This is a genomic window from Fischerella sp. (genome assembly GCF_013388695.1).
In the GTDB taxonomy this organism is placed as follows: domain Bacteria; phylum Cyanobacteriota; class Cyanobacteriia; order Cyanobacteriales; family Nostocaceae; genus PCC9605.
In genome coordinates this window covers 63948-83205 of the sequence record NZ_JACAEU010000156.1, presented here as the reverse complement: position 1 = coordinate 83205, position 19258 = coordinate 63948, and the positions used below count along the sequence as shown (strand labels likewise).

The 19258-nt window shown below is 42.2% G+C and carries 16 protein-coding genes; 8 read left to right on the top strand and 8 right to left on the bottom strand.

All coding sequences use genetic code 11. The annotated features are described in order from the left end of the window. Nucleotides 1-603: 603 nt before the first annotated feature. The 5 genes from HXY43_RS21445 to HXY43_RS21425 all read left to right on the top strand — a co-directional run bounded on the left by HXY43_RS21445 (nucleotide 604) and on the right by HXY43_RS21425 (nucleotide 6754). Complete coding sequence (locus tag HXY43_RS21445) at nucleotides 604-789, top strand: hypothetical protein (protein WP_290887429.1); 186 nt, start codon at nucleotides 604-606, stop codon at nucleotides 787-789. 83 nt (nucleotides 790-872) lie between these two features. Then, the gene (locus tag HXY43_RS21440; RefSeq protein WP_290887426.1) at nucleotides 873-1976 is read left to right on the top strand and encodes a GAF domain-containing protein; all 1104 of its coding nucleotides are present in this window, start codon (nucleotides 873-875) and stop codon (nucleotides 1974-1976) included. Nucleotides 1977-2079: 103 nt separating this feature from the next. Further along, nucleotides 2080-2664 carry a protoporphyrinogen oxidase HemJ gene (gene hemJ, locus HXY43_RS21435; RefSeq protein ID WP_026734457.1) on the top strand — a complete coding sequence of 195 codons (585 nt, stop codon included), beginning with the start codon at nucleotides 2080-2082 and terminating at the stop codon, nucleotides 2662-2664. Nucleotides 2665-2892: 228 nt separating this feature from the next. Then, nucleotides 2893-3756 (top strand): DUF6671 family protein, encoded by an 864-nt coding sequence (locus HXY43_RS21430; RefSeq protein ID WP_290887423.1) that lies wholly within the window; start codon nucleotides 2893-2895, stop codon nucleotides 3754-3756. A 232-nt stretch (nucleotides 3757-3988) separates the two neighbouring features. Continuing rightward, nucleotides 3989-6754 carry an S-layer family protein gene (locus tag HXY43_RS21425; protein WP_290887421.1) on the top strand — a complete coding sequence of 922 codons (2766 nt, stop codon included), beginning with the start codon at nucleotides 3989-3991 and terminating at the stop codon, nucleotides 6752-6754. 206 nt (nucleotides 6755-6960) lie between these two features. On the opposite strand, the gene HXY43_RS21420 is transcribed toward HXY43_RS21425, so the two are convergent. From HXY43_RS21420 to petC, 3 genes are all read right to left on the bottom strand, one after another. Next, entirely contained in the window at nucleotides 6961-7917 is a 957-nt protein-coding gene (locus HXY43_RS21420; RefSeq protein ID WP_026734454.1) for a 1-acyl-sn-glycerol-3-phosphate acyltransferase, read from the bottom strand. Nucleotides 7918-8624: 707 nt separating this feature from the next. Next, complete coding sequence (gene petA / locus HXY43_RS21415; RefSeq protein WP_290887416.1) at nucleotides 8625-9626, bottom strand: cytochrome f; 1002 nt, start codon at nucleotides 9624-9626, stop codon at nucleotides 8625-8627. A gap of 96 nt (nucleotides 9627-9722) precedes the next feature. Continuing rightward, on the bottom strand, nucleotides 9723-10262 hold the full coding sequence (petC, locus tag HXY43_RS21410) for a cytochrome b6-f complex iron-sulfur subunit (RefSeq protein ID WP_290887414.1): 540 nt from the start codon (nucleotides 10260-10262) through the stop codon (nucleotides 9723-9725). Between the two features lie 227 nt (nucleotides 10263-10489). Here petC and HXY43_RS21405 point away from each other — a divergent pair, with 227 nt between their 5' ends. Both HXY43_RS21405 and HXY43_RS21400 read left to right on the top strand, forming a co-directional pair. After that, complete coding sequence (locus HXY43_RS21405; RefSeq protein WP_026734451.1) at nucleotides 10490-10798, top strand: DUF3067 family protein; 309 nt, start codon at nucleotides 10490-10492, stop codon at nucleotides 10796-10798. 256 nt (nucleotides 10799-11054) lie between these two features. Next, nucleotides 11055-11534 (top strand): GNAT family N-acetyltransferase, encoded by a 480-nt coding sequence (locus tag HXY43_RS21400; protein WP_290887410.1) that lies wholly within the window; start codon nucleotides 11055-11057, stop codon nucleotides 11532-11534. Between the two features lie 3 nt (nucleotides 11535-11537). Here HXY43_RS21400 and HXY43_RS21395 read toward each other — a convergent pair whose 3' ends face one another. Both HXY43_RS21395 and HXY43_RS21390 read right to left on the bottom strand, forming a co-directional pair. Next, nucleotides 11538-12149 (bottom strand): class I SAM-dependent methyltransferase, encoded by a 612-nt coding sequence (locus HXY43_RS21395; protein WP_290887407.1) that lies wholly within the window; start codon nucleotides 12147-12149, stop codon nucleotides 11538-11540. A gap of 180 nt (nucleotides 12150-12329) precedes the next feature. Continuing rightward, on the bottom strand, nucleotides 12330-12827 hold the full coding sequence (locus HXY43_RS21390; protein WP_290887404.1) for an ATP-binding protein: 498 nt from the start codon (nucleotides 12825-12827) through the stop codon (nucleotides 12330-12332). Between the two features lie 235 nt (nucleotides 12828-13062). On the opposite strand from HXY43_RS21390, the gene HXY43_RS21385 reads away from it, so the two are divergent. Then, on the top strand, nucleotides 13063-14328 hold the full coding sequence (locus HXY43_RS21385; RefSeq protein WP_290887401.1) for a pre-peptidase C-terminal domain-containing protein: 1266 nt from the start codon (nucleotides 13063-13065) through the stop codon (nucleotides 14326-14328). Nucleotides 14329-14404: 76 nt separating this feature from the next. Here the strand turns inward: HXY43_RS21385 and HXY43_RS21380 are convergent, their stop codons facing one another. The 3 genes from HXY43_RS21380 to HXY43_RS21370 all read right to left on the bottom strand — a co-directional run bounded on the left by HXY43_RS21380 (nucleotide 14405) and on the right by HXY43_RS21370 (nucleotide 19021). Continuing rightward, nucleotides 14405-15454, bottom strand: coding sequence for a WD40 repeat domain-containing protein (locus tag HXY43_RS21380; protein WP_290887398.1), 1050 nt, complete (start codon nucleotides 15452-15454; stop codon nucleotides 14405-14407). A 159-nt stretch (nucleotides 15455-15613) separates the two neighbouring features. After that, nucleotides 15614-17653: a serine/threonine-protein kinase gene (locus tag HXY43_RS21375; protein WP_290887395.1), complete on the bottom strand. Its 2040-nt coding sequence runs from the start codon at nucleotides 17651-17653 to the stop codon at nucleotides 15614-15616. A gap of 282 nt (nucleotides 17654-17935) precedes the next feature. Next, entirely contained in the window at nucleotides 17936-19021 is a 1086-nt protein-coding gene (locus HXY43_RS21370) for a serine/threonine-protein kinase (protein WP_290887392.1), read from the bottom strand. Nucleotides 19022-19258 lie beyond the last annotated feature (237 nt).

Sequence of the window (19258 nt, the reverse complement as noted above, 5' to 3'; positions counted from 1 at the left end):
AGTTATTACTGTGCTTGAGAGTGAAAACCAGCCTATTTTGCCTGCTAATTACTCTTGTAGTCTGAGTGGAAGCAGACCATCTTAGTTCGGCAAATAAGCTAAGAGTAAATGTGAGTATAATTGCTAGCAAAAGTTTTTCCACCATAGTAATCCCCCCAACCACAAAAGTAATTAAATCGCCCCTACTTTTAGTTTTAACGAGAATATCTATTTTTCTCAAGCTAGGCGAAAATCATATATGAGACAAGTGATTTATCACCGCTGCATCAGTGATGTCTATCACAAATCCTCGGTTTGTACATCTTCTTTTTACCCAAATATTGCTCCCAAATGAACCCGATTGAATTGGAGTGACAACACCTCAAAAAAGATGAACTAGCCTCGAAAACGTTTGAGGATGAGTTAGACCTTGCTTATGCTGTGATGGATGGAGTTCAAACAAGAGGAGAAAAGGGAAACTACAGTACACAACGTGTCAGATTTAACTCTCATTCTTCTGCTTAATTGTTTGTTACATACTTATGAATTTTCTCTACGGCTTACTTACTTCTGTTAGCCCTTTATCGCTACACTTTAGAAAAAGTCAATCGCCAATCAAATGCGATGGGTGCTGATCGTAACGCCTGTCAACTTTATCAAGTAATGAGACTTGATGCAAAGGTTCAAGATTGTAACAATGCAATTGAGCGTCTTTCACAACCGCCAGCACTTATTGTTACATCCCGTCGCGGGTTTTGGGGATGGCTAAGTCGGCTGTGGCGTTGGGTTCGTTCTTGGTTTGGGCGTTAGAAAACTACATCTGTGCGAGTACCTAAAAAGATAGTTACTATTTAAAGTAATCAGCTAAGCCACAGAACATCCGAGCAGCAAAAGTGCCGTATTTAATCTACGCTCCTGAAACGCCGAATGAGAGAGTTTATGAATTGAAACTAGGAGTTAACACCCTTGGTCGTCAAATCGATAATACTATTGTCTTGCTGGAAGAAACCGTATCTCGCTACCACGCGCAGATTCATGTCAGCCCCAATGAAGTGACGATTAAAGATTGTCGCAGTCGCAACCATATTTATGTCAATCAAGTCAAAGTTGATTCCTGTCAACTCCGTGACGGCGATGCGATCGCTTGCGGTCAACTCCAGTTAAAATTCGTTTATTCCCTGGCAAAATCCAAGTCGAAACCTGTCGGAGATAATCAAGAATTATTAAGCGAGAATTTAAAACAAATTCCTCTGCCCCAAAGCGAAGCTAAACTTGAGAATTTGGTGGCCCAGAAGCCTAGCGACGACTCAATTCTCAAATTTAAGTCTCGCAATAGCGAACAACAAACAGTCAACAAACTCAAAATTCTCTTAGAAGTCAGCAAACAACTCTGTTCGCCTGACGAACCCGACCAACTTCTCCACAAGATCCTCGATCTACTCTTTCAAATTATGAGAATCGATCACGCGGTGATTCTCTTGGTCGATGAAGAGTCTCAACAACTCGAACCAAAAGCCACCAAGTTACGAGAGAATCTTACTGGCGATCGACAGCTTTACAGTCGCAAAATCGTCAATCTCGCTTATCAAAGCGGGGATGCAATTATCACTGAGGATGCCAAGCGCGATCGGCGATTTAATGATTCTTTCTCGATTGTCCGAGAAGCAATTCAGAATTGCATGTGCGTACCTCTTAAAAACTATACGGAAGTTGTCGGAGTGTTATACGTCGATAATTTATCACCTTCTGTCAGCTATACCGACGAAGATTTAGAGTTTTTGAGCGCTTTGGCTAATCAAGCCGCAGCAGCTATTCATATGTATCGCAAGTTTCACAAACGAGAACAGAAGCTCAAACAACAAGTATTAGAATTGAAAATTCAAATTGACCAAGTGAAAAAAGAAAATGAGGTTGCCGAGATTATGAACCTCGATTATTTTCAAAGGTTACAGGAATATGCTGAGCAGATTAGAAACAAAAATAATCCTCCTACTTGAAAAACTTCACACTTCTTTATCACTCAACGCCATTCCCAGCAATTGCCATACAAGATTTTGCCGTAACCTGGATATTTGAGAGTAGAAACGCAGGTTACAATTCATGGCTTATTCCTGGTTTAAAGCATTTCATATCATCGGTGTTGTCGTTTGGTTTGCTGGGTTGTTTTACCTGGTACGTCTTTTCATCTATCACATCGAAGCTGAACAAGAACCAGAACCAGCGAAGACAATCTTAAAAAATCAATATCAAATCATGGAAAAGCGCCTCTATAACATCATCACCACTCCCGGGATGCTAGTGACGGTGGGGTGTGCGATTGGGTTGCTGGTAACGCAACCAGAATTTTTAAAACAAACTTGGTTGCACTTCAAACTCGGATTTGTGGCGCTTTTACTTGTATATCATCATTATTGCGCTCGTTTAATGAAGCAGCTAGAAAAAGGCACGTGCAAATGGAGTAGCAAACAGATGCGTGCTATGAATGAAGCACCCACCGTTTTGCTAGTGGTAATTGTCATGCTGGCAGTGTTTAAGAATAGCCTACCTACAGACCTGACCGTTTGGGTAATTTTTGGCTTAGTTATTTTGATGGCGGTGACTATTCAGCTTTACGCCAGAAAGCGCAGACTAGATAAAGAGAAGCAACTTGCAGAAATAACACAGGTTCCCCAACAGCAAGCTTAAGTAATTATGCCTGAGATGACATAAATTAAGAAATGTAAACAAAATATCTTTGACATCTCAGGCATAAGTATGAACGATAAATCTTTGGGTACACCCCGTTTCTTATGGCGAGTAATTATGTTGTCCGTTGTCTGTAGTTACAGGGATGCTGTACTACGGGTGATATAAATTGGTCATACAAGAAGAATTGCGCCGTTGATTTAGCAGCAATATCAAAAGAGGTAAAGAATGCAACAAAATTCGTTATTTACCAATCGAGTTGCAGTGCTAGCAACAATGCATCAAAAAGAGAGGGTAATTGCCCCAATTTTGGAAGAAAACTTAGGAATTAAAGTTATAGTACCAGAAAATTTTAATACTGATGCTTTTGGTACATTTACCAGAGAAATTAAACGTCCTGGCAATCAAATTGAAGCCGCAAGATTGAAAGCAGAAAAAGCATTAGAACTAACAGGTGAAACTTTAGCGATCGCCAGTGAAGGAAGTTTTGGACTGCACCCCAGTCTACCTTTAATTTCTAGTAATCGAGAAATTGTCATTTTATTAGATCAAACACATAATTTAGAAATTATTGGAGAAGAGTTGTCTTGTGACACGAATCATAATCATTTGGTTGTAGAGAGCGTTGAACAAGCATTTCAATTTGCTAAAAAAGCTGGCTTTCCTGAACACGGTTTAGTCGTCATGTTTGGCAACTCAGCCAAAGATAGCAGCGAGATAATTAAAGGAATTACTACAGAAGAAAAACTTGCTGAAGCAGTAGAATTTGTGCTGATAAATTCACCAACAGGAACAGCCCATCTAGAAACAGATATGCGGGCGATGTATAACCCCACACGCATGAAAAATATTGAAAAAGCCACCCATGACTTATTAAGAAAAATAAACAGCCTCTGCCCAAGTTGTTCTATGCCTGGTTTTGAAATCACCAGGAGAATTAAAGGATTGCCCTGTGCAATCTGCTATATGCCAACTCCCTTAACTCGTGCTGTAGTTTATCAATGTCAAAAATGTGGTTTTAGTCAAGAAAAATTATTGTCAGATGGCAATAATTATGCCGATCCAGCACAATGTATATACTGCAATCCATAATTGTGCTGGATAAATGCTTGTTGTTAAGAAAAACAAACTCTGTCTTGAAAATAGGGATTGGGGATTGGGGATTGGGGAATAGGGAACTCTTAACAGGGAAAAGGTATTTTTATCCTTGGTTGTGGGATTTTCCTGTTATTGACTGAAATGAAAGTGTAAGTAATACTTTTAGCTCTGATTGTGGTTTACTCAATACTAATGGTGCAGCTGCTATGGAGCTAGGGAGATTGTAATGACTAGTTTGAGGGGTACTCGTTTGGGCTGCTTCTTGGGAATTGCGATAGGTAGTGTGTACGCTTTGTTTGCCAATTGTGCACTCGCTCAAATTACTCCCGATCGCACTTTACCCAATAATTCCAACGTCACTACAGAGGGCAACACCTTCAATATCACTGGAGGAAGCCAAGCTGGTAGCAACTTGTTCCATAGCTTTCAGGAATTTTCTGTTCCAACTAATAGCACTGCTTTATTTAATAATGCTACAGATATTCAGAATATTCTGACACGAGTCACAGGTGGAGCAATTTCTAATATTGATGGTTTAATCAAAGCTAACGGTACAGCTAACCTGTTTTTAATTAATCCTAATGGCATTATCTTTGGTCAAAATGCGCGCTTAGATATTGGCGGCTCGTTTTTGGCTAGTACAGCCAGTAGCCTGAAATTTGCTGATGACACAGATTTCAGTGCTACACCAAATATCACTACCACGCCTTTGCTAAGCATTAATGTACCGATTGGCTTGCAATACGGGAGCAATACTGGGAGTATTCAAGTACAGGGGGCTAATCTACAGGTAACTCCTGGCAAGTCCCTAGCACTTGCAGGCGGCAACGTGCAGCTTGATGGTGGGCGACTGCTAGCTGCTGGTGGTCGAGTTGAGTTGGCAGGTATAGCAGAAGAGAACAGTGTCGGGCTGAATTCCAATGGCTCGAATCTGAGTTTGAGTTTTCCTAATGATAGGCTGCGAAAAGATGTATCTATCGAAAATGGCGCTCAAGTAAACGTACTTGCTGGCGGTGGTGGTAGTATTACCATCAATGCCCAAAACTTAAATATTTTGGGAGAAAGTACGGTGCAGGCGGGGATAGACTCAGGCAAAGGTTCTGTTGACGCAAAGGCATTCGATATTGACATTAATGCTACAGAAGCAATAAACGTAGATGCAAGTCGAATTTCTAACACAGTGCAACCAAATGCTGTAGGCAATAGTGGCAACATCAACATTACTACTGGATCGCTTGCCTTAACGAGTGGCGGTCAACTCAGAACCACGACATCTGGACAGGGAAATGCAGGCAATATAAATATACTTGCCCGCGACACGGTTACTTTTGATCGTATGCGTAGTGATACTGCCACTGGGTCATACAGCACTGTAGAACCAAAAGCCGTGGGTAACAGTGGCGACATCAACATTAGCACTGGGTCACTTTTTGTCAAAAATGCCGCTGTTGTAAATGCGAGAAGTCAGGGAAAGGGAGATGCAGGCGGTATAAATATAGTTGCCCGCGATACGGTTTCCTTCGATGGGTATAGTTTTAATCTCGCAAACATTAGTGGTGCAGCTAGCTCTGTGGGATCGACAGAGGTAGCAGATGCTGTAGGTAATGGTAAAACCATCAATATTACTACCGGGTCACTTTTTGTCACTAATGGCGCTCGACTGGTTGCTAACACTTTTGGACGAGGAAATGCAGGCAATGTGAATATAAATGCCCGCGATGCTGTTGTTTTTGATGGTGTTGGTCTGAATGGATACTCTAGTGGAGCGGTCAGCAATGTAGAATCAACAGGTGAAGGCAAGGGTGGCAATGTCAACATCACCACTAGATCACTTGCGATCCAAAATGGCGCTGTCCTGGGTGCGAGAACCCGTGGTAAAGGAGATGGAGGCAGCATCGTCCTTAACGCTAAAACTTTAGAGGCCATTAACGGTGGACAAATTTTTACCACCAGCTTTGGTAGTGGCAAGGCAGGTAACATTACCCTCAACATCAGTGACAGTATCACTCTTGCTGGCACCGATCCCACCCATTTTGATCGGGTTCGTCAATATACTCCGGTTATAGCTCCGAATATAGGCCCTACAAGTGGATTTTTTGCCAATACATCCAGTTCTTCCACGGGTCAGGGGGGAGAATTCACGATTAATACTGGGAAGTTAAATATTCGCGATCGCGCACAACTAACAGTGAGCAGTACTGGGACTGGAATTGCAGGCTCATTAAAAGTTAATGCTAACTCGATTCGTCTTTGGGATCAAGCAAAAATCAGTGCAGATACTAGAGGAGGTGCGGGTAATATTACATTGCGATCGCGGGACTTGATTTTGCGTCGCGGCAGTAGCATTACCACCAATGCCACAGGTAGTAATATCATTGGCGGCAATATCACCATCGATACTGATGTTCTCGCTGCTTCTGAAAATAGCGATATCAGTGCTAATTCTGATAATTTCTTTGGTGGTCGGGTAGTAATCAATACTAAAGGCTTCTTTGGTACACAGTTCCGACCGTCACCAACTTTAGAAAGTGACATTACCGCCACAGGGGCAAGTCCTGAGTTAAGCGGTACAGTACAAATCAATACACCCGATGTCGATCCTAGCCGGGGATTAGTGCAGCTACGTGCAAATCTCGTTGATGCTTCACAGCAAATTGCGACTGGCTGCAATGGAGGTGAAAATCAAGCAAGAAGTTCATTTATTGTCACTGGGCGTGGTGGCATACCACCCAGTCCCACAGAACCTTTGATCGGTGATGGGGTAGTAACTAACTGGATAACGCTTTTTGATACAGCAGAGGAACAACAAAGAAGCAGACTTGCGGAGCGAGATTCAGCTGATTCTGCCAATCCCCCTACTCAAATAGTGGAAGCCCAAGGGTGGGTAGTAGATGCCAATGGTGAAGTGATTCTAGTTGATGCTGCATCTACTGTGGCACTCCATAATCCTTTGTTCCAGCCTGTATCTTGTAGTGCTATTGAGCCGAGATAGGGTTAACAGTTATTCGTAAGTTCGTGCGCGAAATTTTTGTACAAAGACTCTGCGAGCCTCCGCGTTCTCCTTTGCGAGCCTCTGCGTTTGAAATCGCTACTCTTTTACGCAAAGCCGTACTAAGATCCCTGAATCAATTCGCTTTCTTGAAACCCTTTTTTATAAATCTGATCGCTGATCGCTGATTACTGTTTACTGTTGAATGTTTACCAAAACATGTGATTGAGAAAGTGATGCAAAAACTTTGGTTCTTTTGGTTCTCGATAGTCTTTTGGCAACAACTCTATCAGCGCCGCTTCTAACTCATCTATCACTGCTTGCACTTGCTGTGCTTTTGGACGGTTAGATTGTGGAAAGATGATGGGTTCGCCGAACCGGACAGTTAATTCTTTGCGGAAATACAGATCTTGCGTGCCAATTAGCGCTATAGGTAAAATTGGTACTCCAGAACGCAAAGCATAAATTGCCACTCCTCGTTTCAAGGGCACAGACAAATGACCCTCAGCATTGCCAAGCCTCCCTTCTGGAAATAATAAAATACTCTCCCCACGCCCAAAAATACCTTGAACGATGCGATCTAGCCGTCGCATCATTTCTATAGAGTTACCTGTAGGGACATACTCTTCAATAGATTCTGCCAATTCGGCTAAATCTTCACATCCCGCTTTAGCAGCTTCAATCACTGCTATTTCTTCTTTCCAGATCCGTTCAATAGGTATGACACCTTTAGCAAAATTTAGAAATTGACGCTTCCACCACTGGTTATAAAGTGTGCGAGCATCACCTAAAATATGGCAGTAGGGACGCGGTGGTAATTCAGAAAGCAGCAGAAGTGGATCGATGTGGTTCAAATGGTTGGCTGCAAACAGCGTTGGTTGGACAGGAAGCCGCTCTGGAAACTCAACTTTCACTCTAAACAGAGTATGAATTAGAGTTCGCAACACGCTTCGGCGTACCTCACCGCTAACTTTATGTTCCGAAGCACCTTCAGCAAAAGCTTCTGTTGACTGTAGCGCTTGGCGGATCATTTCCTGAGCGTGGCGATCGCGTGCATAGGCAACACCCTCCTTTGCGCGCTGGATTGTTTCTTTTGTCAGTGGTGGCAAAATTAGTTCTTGTGTGTCACTTTGATCTGGGTGAGGAACGACCGGGCTGTTTGACATGGACTGATTGGTAATTCTCTTAATTTAGACTCGACGTGATTCATCGAGAGCAGAATAATGTGAAATGGCATGTTGATATAAATCTAAGTTAAAGCTTGCCTGGATGGTAACTATATTTGGGCAGTTAGTTTAATGTCCTAAGTAATTCTTTGGTAAAAAGTAATAACTACGGCAGCAGGTGTGAGTTTTTGGTAGACAGTTTGGCTTAGTGTCACAACTAGGGAATTTACACAATTGTGCCAGTTGCGTAAGTTTTGTGCATCTATGCAATAAATGATAGCCAAAAAAAAGCTCTCTTGCCTTTAGCACACAAGAGAGCTGCGGTGTGGTGTGAGGAGCAAATTTAATGTTTGCTACCAGCGATTCTACCAGATTTTATGTGAATAATTAATGACAGGCTTATAAAAATTATGTGTAGATACGTAGCAGTCGATGAAGATTGCTGAATCGATGTTACAGAACAGATTCATAACATCTGTCAACTCTTGTCAACCTCGTATCTCAAGGATATAAAAATGCTCTCTTGTTCTTTAGGTTACAAGAGAGCATGAGTGAAGTGTGATGTGAGGAGCAAACAAGATGTTTGCTAAATACGAATGTAACTACCCAATGTGAACGTAAAGTGACAATTAGATGAAAAGAATGCGATCGCAAAAAAAGACAGGCAAGATGCCTGTCTCACAACTGATGATTTTTTCAGTGAAAATCTAGAAATTCATCTCAGCGGCTTGAACTTTCTCAACTTGCTTCTTCTTTAGAATCAGCATAATTTGAGCCAACATTACCAAACAGATAAATGCAATCATCCATTTAACTCTGTTAGGATCTTGCAACACTATTTCTGTGTCATCTTGGCCAAAGCCACCAACGTTGGGGTTGTTGGTCAGTGCATCTCCAGCTTTGACAGCTTGTCCTTCAGAAACAATCAACTCGGGGCCAGCTGGAACTGTATCAACAACTGTTTCGCCAGAGTCGGTTTGGATATTGACTTGGTATTTAACGCTTCCATACTCGTCTTCTTCTTTGGCAATCTTGGTGATTGTGCCAGTAGCGGAAGCGTTGTAAACAGCGTTGTTGCTCTTTTCACCAGTAGGATAAACTTGTCCGCGTCCCCGATTAGCACCTAAATGAACTGCATATTTGCCGAAGTGAATGTTCTTGTCGGTAGCGGGGTTAGGAGAAAGAACTGGGAAGACGATTTCTTGGTACTGTTCTCCGGGTATGGGTCCCACGAGGAGGACGTTGTCTTGGCCTTCTTTGTAAGGCTGGAAGTAAACATCACCAACTTCTTCTTTCAGTTCCTCGGGAATGCGATCCTCGGGCGCAATCTTGAAGCCTTCTGGCAGCATTAACACAGCACCGACGTTCAAACCAACTTTGGAACCGTCAGCACCCACCTGCTGCACATTGGTGTCGTAGGGAATTTTCACCACAGCCTTAAACACCGTGTCAGGCAGAATTGATTGGGGAACTTCTACTTCAGCAGGCTTTGCTGCTAGGTGACAGTTAGCGCACACAATCCGTCCAGTCGGTTCGCGGGGTGTTTCTGGATAGGTTTGCTGTGCCCAAAACGGATAAGCAGCGGCGGATTGGGGAAGGACGAGATCGCTGGTGAAGAAAAATGTCACAGTAGCGATCGCTATGAGCAATGTTTTCATAATTGCTCTAGCACTGCGAGTTAGTCTCGCGGGTGTACAAGCATTTCTCATCTCTTAAGGACTAAGTTTCTCTGATAAATTTGTCACTGGTCATTGGTCATTGGTCATTGGTCATTATCAAAGGACAAATGACAAATGACGAAACTTTTAAGCCCACCAAGGGTCTTCACCGGTACGGAAGTCGGTTTCAGTCCAAGGGGTGAGGACAATTTTATCGTCCTGTGGTATAGCATGAGCCAAAGCCAAAGACAACGGCGCAGGGCCCCGAACAACCTTACCAGTTGCATCGTACTGGGAACCATGACAAGGACACTTGAACTTGTTCTCAGCAGCGTTCCAAGGTACAACACAACCCAAGTGAGTGCAGACGGCATTAATACCGTAATCGGTAATCGCCTCTTTGCTTTCTACCACAATATAAGTGGGGTCGCCCTTGAGTCCCTGAACCAAAACGCGATCGCCCACATTATGGCTTTCTAAAAACTTGCTGACACTAACATCGTTACCCAGTTCGTCTTTAGCAGTTGTACCACCGCCAACACCACCACTAGAAGGTGGAATAAAATACTTGACAACAGGATACAATGCCCCTAGAGCAACTCCGGTTACAGTTCCAAAAGTGAGAAGATTCATAAACTGGCGACGCCCCATATCGGGCACGTCCATTGATTCAGAAAATTGAGCCATAATCTACGCGTTCTTGGTGTGTTTTGTTAACAACTTTGACTTGAGTTCTAATTATCGAGAAACTCACGTCTATCCTAAGATACCCATGCCCGCAAAGAAGCCAGTTTTTCTCTTCAAGATATTTCTAGCATCTCTTCTTGTAGCATTACATTTCTTTATATTCTTATCATACTTGAGTAACCGAACTTAACATCATAACCAAATGTAAAATATAATTGAGAACAGCTATGACAGGACAAGAATTACGTCAACTGTTGCTTGAGAAGTGGGGGCGGTCTTATGATGTCCAGCTGCGCCGCACTCAAGGTAAAATATTCGTGCAAGTGATGTGGAAGTACCTAGAACAAGCTTCTTTTCCTTTGAGTGAGGCAGAGTACCAAGAGCATCTCGATAGCATTGCTAATTATCTGAATTACTTGGGTGGAAGCACGCAGGTGCAAAAATATATTGAACGGACACGCGAACGTCCCCGACTTGGCAAAGCTGTTAGTATTCCTCTAGATTTAGGGGAACGCTCGGCAGAATGGATATTATAATTTTCACTCGTGTCTGTTAATTAAAATCAGCCATTTCTACTAATTAGCTTTTGCTTTTCTGTATTTATTGGCACTTAAGATAGCTAGCTAATAGTTGATAGCAAATTTAGTTTTATTTTCTCTTTTTGATAAAGTCTGGCTTTACGGACTTTGTTTAATATGCAGCCAATTTTACTCATTATGACAAATTTTTGTTTTTGGAATTAACTATAAGTTTATTTTTGTTTGTATTTATAAAAATAAATTTTTACAGAATATGAAACAAAAAGATTTATCATTGCCTACTGGTTGTACCCTTCGCAAGGCAACGTCTGCTGACATTTGGTCAATTCGGTGGTTGGTACTATCAGCAAAACTTGACCCAACACAAATACGTTGGCAGCAATTTTGGGTGATTCAATGCAATGGGCAAATAGTAGCTTGCGGACAGTTACGTAACTTTTCTGGTGCACAAGAACTGGGTAGTTTGGTTGTAGCATCAGCTTGGCGGGGTCGTGGTTTGGGAAGTTTTCTCACTCAGCATCTAATTCACTCTGCTACTCAACCACTGTATTTGGAATGTCTGGGTCAACAACTGGCAGAATTTTACAATCGCTTCGGTTTTGTACCCGTTTGTTTTAGAGACTTAGCACCATCAATCCAGGCTAAGTTTCGATTGTCTGAATTTGCAAGGAAACTGCGTATTGTTCCTCTAGTGTTCATGCATTATCAAGATTCTGTCTTCCCTAGTTCCTAGTCCCTATTTTTTAGCAAAAATCGTCAGCAAGACAGGGCCAAGTAAATAGTTGTTACCTACACATTCAAGTCCTGCCGAACAGCCAAGAAACTCACGGTTCTTTGGACTGTAGAATCTAACTCCACCAGAGGTTATAGGCATCAGCTGAGATTCTGCCTGACTTTTTAAAGTTATGTCAGCCAAGTAGAAGCGTCCACTTGTTTTCAGCACCCGTGCTACTTCAGCAAAAACTACTTCGGGTTGCAAATAGTGCAGGAAACTCAAAGTATTGAAAACAGCATCAAATTGACCATTAGCAAAAGGAAGAGATTCTGCTTTGCCTTCAATATAAATTAAACGTGGATGATGGCGGTTCTTTTGTCGTGCTACGCGCAACATCTGTGGGGATAGATCCAATCCCGTACCATACAAATCAGGAAAGTGAGTTGCTAGACGATCAAGCAGGCGTCCAGTACCACAGCCTAGGTCAAGTACATATGAGTGAGATGGTAAATCAACATACTCTAGTAGCCGTTTGTGGATGGCTTGGTAAAACACTGAAGGAAATAGCCAGTCATAGCTTGGTGCCCAGCGGTCAAATAGTTGCTTTTTATTATTTAATAAATCATGAGTCATAACTTTTGCAGCTAGCAAGTTCCTCTGACTTTTATGCCTATTCAGAAAGACCAGCCGCGCCTCCAAAAATTCGTATTTTTCGCAGTCTATTTTCAACTAGACTTTTAAGTTTATTCTTGGACAAATAGCTTTTTGTTCACAAGCTCAAAGCTTCTATCTATAATCGTTCTAAGATTAGTTTTACTCTGATGTTGCTTTTTCTATTTTATCCTCTGCTTCTTCTGAATAGCTCATCTTTAGTGGCAGAATAACTGTAAATATAGAACCCTGGCCGATTTGAGAGACTAGATCTATTTTCCCCTGCAACAGTTCGACAAGACGCTCCACAATCGCCAGTCCTAAACCAGTGCTATCAGCTGGATGCTGGTTTTTAGTAGATTTAGCACGAACAAAAGGTTGAAAAAGTCGTGCTTGATCTTCCTCGCTGATGCCAATCCCTGTATCGATGACTGAGATTGACCATTGATTGTCTGCTCTTGTACAGCACTCTATAGTAACGCTACCCTTTTCTGTATAGCGAATGGCGTTACTAATTAAGTTCAGTAAAATCTGTTGCAATCGCAACGGATCTGTTAGTACTTGAGGTGGTGCATCTTCAATATTCAGCACCAGCTGTAATCCTCGCTCGTCAGCTAAGGGTTGCATGATTTCTACAGCTGTGTTGATCGCAGAACGCACATCTGTGCGTCTATGTACATTGCTTATGTACTGTCACTGACGTGAAAAATGGCTTTTGTAAAGAAAAAATGGTGCTTATGTCAATAAAAAATGTTACACAGATCCTATTATCCCAACAAATTTCATACCAAACTAATCAATTTTATTGGACTGTGACTAAGGATTAAAAAAATCTTTAAGTAACTATCTAAAGGAATAAAACGATTTGTAAACTAGCAATGTGAAGAGTGAAACTATGGCAGAAAAAAGTGACAAAAAATATTGGGGGAAATTAAACTGGGCTTTAATATCTACCCTGAGTGGTAGTTTATTGATTACAAGTTATGTTCCGTCTGTTCATGCTTTAGAAATATCGAAAATCTCTGGAGAATTCAAAATTGCTAAAACACCAGATGAAAGACAGCTAGAAGCAGTAAAGCAAGGAATCGAAAAAATCCCTGTTTCGCAACCACCTGCGTCTCCTCCTCCTGACAATCAACCAATAGAGTCTCCTATACCTGCAACTCCTGCACCATCTCCAACGTCACCTTCCGGTACTGATTCTACTTCCGCGCCATCTCCAACAACAGAGTCTACTCCAACACCACCTTCTCGTACTGGTTCTACTCCCGCACCATCTCCAAAGCCGCCTTCCGGTGCTGACTCAACTCCCACAGCACCTTCACGGACATATACGCAACCGAAACCACAGCCCTCCGGTACTGGTTCGACTCCTTCAGGGTCGGGAGATCGCAAACCTGCTAATCAAGATAGAAATCGTAGAAATTCTACGGATTCGCCAGTTTCTCCAACTAGAATACCTAACCCCAGACAGATTAATTTTGTAGATGTGCAATTGGGCGTTTTAGCTCCGGGTGATTTTAAATACAAAGGCAGATATTTTCATTTCTATCAGTTTGAAGGCAGAGAAAACCAACTGATCCAAATCAGACTTATTGGTAGTGGCGATCGCCGCCGTTCTAACAACCTGAGTCTAGATCCAGCCATGATTTTGCTCGACCCCAACAATAACGTTCTTGTCAAAAGGAGTGGTGGGCAAAGCGCTAACAATGGTGAAGTCAAAGACGCATTTATATTTGTAAGATTGCCTGCTAAAGGTGTTTACACGATCGCTGTCACTAGCCGCAAACCTGGAGAAATAGGTCGCTACAGTTTAGCACTGAGAAATGACAGGGCTAGCTATGCCATTGATGAATCGGGTCAACTAACGGCAAGTAGTCTCACCCTCAGACAGAATGGCAGTCGTTATAACGTTTCCAAGTTTGAGGGGAAAAAAGACCAACTGATTAGCATACGTGTAGACAGTATTTTGGAAGAATTTCCCCCCTACATAGTCTTGCTTAATTCCAAAGGACAGGTAATTGCCGCAGATAATGATAAAGATGGCAGATACACCGCGCTCATTGACCGAGCCAGATTACCAGAAGATGGCACTTATTATGTTGTGGTGATTTCAGCTATTCCTCAAAAAACAGGAACTTATAGATTGACTTTGTTTTAATTTGTTGGTGGTTAGTTGTTGTTTGTTGGTTGTTATTTATTCCAACCAACAAACAACAACCAACAATTAACAAATATCATTGCGACATCCGCCAAATCTTGATAGTTTTATCAAAACTGCCACTGGCAATGGTTGTGCCATCGGAACTAAAGGCGACAGACCAAATTTTGTCGTCGTGTCCTCTGAGAGTGCGAATTTCATTTCCTGTGGAGACATTCCATAGTTTGATAGTCTTGTCCCAACTGCCACTGGCAAGAGTCTTGCCATCTCGGCTAAAACTTACAGACCAAACCTTGTTGTTATGACCTGTGAGGGTGTGAATGTTTTTTCCTGTCTTCACATCCCAAAGTATGATATTTCTGTCCCAACTACCACTTGCCAAAGTGCTGCCATCGGGGTTAAAAGAGAGGGAATGAACTGCTTCAGTATGTCCCTTGAGGACGCGGGTTTGGCTGCCTGTCTTCAAGTTCCACAATCTAATCGAGTTGTCAAAATAGCTGCTGCTAGCAAGCGTATTGCCATCTGGACTGATGGCGATCGCATCTACTACGTCACAATCGCCTTTGATAGTACGGATTAGTTTTCCTGTGGCGGTATTCCACAGTTTGATACTTTGATCCCAACTGCCACTAACTAAAGTGCTGCCATCGGGGCTGAAGGTGACAGACTGAACCGAAGCTACATGTCCTGTAAGGGTGCGAATCTCTTTTCCTGTTTCCAGATTCCAGAGTTTGACAGTGTTATCTCCACTGGCAGAAGCAAGAGTTTTGCCATCTGGACTCATTGCCAGAGAATTAATCCATTGAGAATGCCCTGTCAGCGTTTGTCGTATTTCTCCTGTTGCCAGATTCCAGATTTTGATCGTCTTGTCTCCACTAGCAGAAGCAAGAGTTTTGCCATCTGGACTGATGGCGACAGCCCAAACTACATCAGAATGTCCTTTCAGGGTGTGAGCAAGGTTCAAATTTGCCCACGCTGAGTTTGTCTGCTGGTTGTCGCCTTGAGAGGATGAGGATACAGTGGTTACACCAGGGGTTTCCCAAACCAAAACTCCTCCAAATCCCATCAGCGCGATCGCCGCACCCGTTAGAACTTTAATTTTTGAGTAACTCATTTGTACAGGCATTGCAAATTCCGCAGTTGCATCGCTCTCTTGTTGTGAGATTCACAAACCAGAGAGTCTATATTGTTTTTTGGGAATAAATTTATTTACCCATCGGATCGGTTGAATTTCTGATTTCTTGCCAAACTTTTAACATTACTTTGTAGTCATATGAAGAATCTATTAATTTGATAACCGCCAAATCTTGATGGTGTTGTCAAAACCACCACTAACGAGGATGTTGCCGTTTTGGCTAAAAGCGAGAGATTGAACCCCATCGCCATGTCCCGCTAGGGTGCGAATTGCTTCTCCGGTTTTGAGATTCCACAATTTAATCGTCTTGTCGCCACTACCGCTAGCTAGAGTTTGCCCGTCTCGACTGATAACGACGGATCGAACTCCACCAGAGTGCCCAGTGAGAGTACGGATTTCTTCTCCAGTTTTGAGATTCCATAATTTAATCGTCTTGTCATCACTGCCGCTGATTAGGGTTTTGCCATCTGAAGTGATGGCAATAGATGTCACAGTCTGGGAATGTCCATCAAGAGTGCGGATTTCCTTTCCTGTTGTCAGATTCCAAACTTTGATAGTTTTGTCCCGACTGCCACTAACCAGGGTTTGTCCATCCGGGCTGAAGGCCATAGACCTAACCCAGGAAGAATGCCCCCTGAGAGTGCGAATTTCCTCTCCTGTTGTCAGATTCCAAAGTTTAATGGTGTTGTCATCGCTACCATTAGCTAGAATTTTGCCATCCGGGCTAATAGCAATGGTATGAACTGAGTTGGAATGCCCATCAAGGGTACGAATTTCCTGTCCTCTGGCAAGGTTCCACAATTTGATGGTTTTGTCTTCACTGCCACTCACAAGGGTTTGTCCATCTGGGGTAACTCCTACGACATTAACGCGATCGCTATGCCCAGTAAGGGTAGAAATTTCCTGTCCTGTAGCTAAACTCCATAGTTTGATCGTGTCACCACTGTTACTGACAATCGTTTTGTCATCGGGACTGATGGCAACGGACAAAACAGATCTAGAGGGCGACTTAAAGGTGTAGGCTAAATAAAAGTTGCCCAAAGGAATTTTAGAGGACTGAGGAAGCATTGCGTCAGTGTTGGCTGGTGTATTGTTAGGTTGACCGAAGCCAGAGGAAACATTGATTCCCAACTGATGCGATTGCCGATAAAAAAATTCTCCCAATACCAGCAACATAATCAGAGAACCCACTAAGAATAAATTTCTTAGCAATGCGTATTTTCTGGGTACAGATGGCTGTTGAGTTGGTGGAAGAATTACAAACGAATTTGCAGCTTGGGCTGAGAGTGATGGCTGTTGTTTGGGAACCAAATCTTTTAAGACTTGCTCAGCGGATTGGTAGCGCTGATGAGCATCTTTTTTTAATAGTTTGTCAATTATCTCAGCCAAATCATCACTGATGGCACTTTTTAAATATTGCCGCCAATCTTGAACCCAAGCATAACCATGTTCTGTCCAAAGTTTAAAGGGAGAAGTTCCGGTGAGTAAATGAAAACAAGTCGCTCCCAAACTGAATAAATCGCTAGCTGGGTAAGCTTTACCATCTCTGATTTGTTCAATTGCGGAATAACCGTGTGAACCAATCGAAGTACCCATTTGTAACTGCACTCTTGCCGTCAACTGTTTTGAGGAGCCAAAATCAATCAGGCACAAGCGACCATCGCTTTTACGACGGATAATATTCTGTGGCTTGAGATCTCTGTGAATAACTCCTCGTTCATGGATAAACTTCAGAACAGGTAGTAAATCTAGCAAGATTTCTCGAATTTCCTTAGCGCTGTACCCCCTTTTTTGTTGCAACTCCTTTAACAAATTCTGTCCGTCAATAAACTGCTGTACTAAGTACAAATAAGTATTTTCTTCAAAGTAAGCCAATAAAGTTGGTATTTGCGGATGTTCTCCAAGTTGTTGCAGTCGTTGCGCCTCTCTTTGAAATAGATCCATCGCCTTAGAGAGGGCCCAACTTTCTTGGAATTTTGGGGCTAATTGCTTAATCACGCAGCGATCTTGGAGCTTGTCCATATCTTCTGCTAGATAGGTTCTACCGAACCCCCCCTCATCTGAAAGCACTCGAATAACGCGAAAGCGATTCCGCAACAGAGGTGTAAGCGGGCGGTTGCAAGTTTGGCAGAACTGCTTTCCGTCAGGATTAAGGGGGTGTGGGCAATCGGGATTCAGGCAGCAGATCATTATCAAAAAAATTACAACTGCGTAATAAATTATGCTAAGGTTGCCCCGAAAATTTTATGAATTAGGATTAACCGTCTCCCGTATTATACTAAATCTCGATTAAAAAATTATGTGAATTTTCTGACTGTAAAACGATCTATTACTGATAAGCAAATATCAAGTTAATTAGGTATTAATAAAAACGCATGGTTTTTGATTACTGCTGACAGCAAACATATTCAAAAAGCACCTGAGTGTATTTATTGTTTGTCGATTGTGATAATAAAATTGTTAATTTGATACCTAAGACGTATGAAGTTTTCGTTGCTCGTTCGAGTTTCTTGTCTTTAACTTTACTCGCCATTCCCGGATAGCGTTTGCAGTTCTTGCTACAGGTGACAAGTATTGATTAGAAATATCCTTATTTGTAGTTTTAGTATCACTTCTAAGGCGTTGGGTGCTTAAACAGTTAGTTAAAGTCGGCAAATACGATTCCATGCCTAAAGCCCAAATTACCTCATCAGCAGACTGAAAGCGTTCTTCCAAAGAGATTTTGAGCATTTTATTTAAGATTTGGGCGAAATGCTCGCTGAGATTGACATGTGTTTGCCAACTGCACTCACCTGTGTTTGGATCTTGGTCAAATTCTAAAGGTGATTTTGCCGTTAACAGATAAAGACAAGTCACACCCACAGCATAAATATCACTAGCATAAACAGGACGCAGGGAAAGCTGTTCTGGAGGTGCAAATCCCATCGTTCCGACAAAATGGGTGTTGGCTGATTCATGCATGGTACTTTCAGCAACGTCAAGCAATTCTTCTTTAACTGCACCAAAATCAATCAATACCAACCGTTTATCATCCTCAGAACGCAGCAAGTTATGAGGCTTAATATCCCGATGAATGACATGATGTTTGTGGACATACTGCAACACCGATAACATTTCTTGCAAAAACTGCTTCACCTCAACTTCATTTTTAGGGCCGTTGCGCTTCACTTCCCATGCCAAATTAGAGCCTCGCACGTACTCTTGAACTAAGTAAAATTCTCCATTAATTTCAAAGTAGTCCAAAAGCATGGGAATTTGAGAATGACTCCCAAGCTGAGCTAAGATTTTTGCTTCTTTTTGAAAGTGCTTGCAAGCGCGTTCCCGACTTTTGGAACTAGTTACCTTCGGACAAAGCAATTTAATCACGCACAAAGGGTTCCCAGGTAAGACTGCATCTTTGGCTAAAAACGTGATGCCAAAACCACCTCTACCCAAAATTTTGAGAATTTCGTAGCGATCGCGAAATAACCTTGAGGAACCACAAAGCTTACCAAGCTGAGTTTGCTTTAAAATATCTGCGTGAATACTCGATATCTTTGGATTAGAAAAGCAATTCATCGCGCAATTAGGCTAGTTGAGGTGGAACAGCTGCTCTAGTATGTTTTTAATTTAACTACAAACATTTTTTTCCGCCAGGAGCATTACCGTAACTTTGCAAAATCCTGACCTTCGCTACCCTAGGATTCATCAAGTTGAAACAAAAAATTTAAAAATTTACGGCAAAATTTTCCTGAATTAAACTCTTCAGTATAATTGCGTAGTGAGTTGTTTATTTGAATTACTGTAAAATTTAGC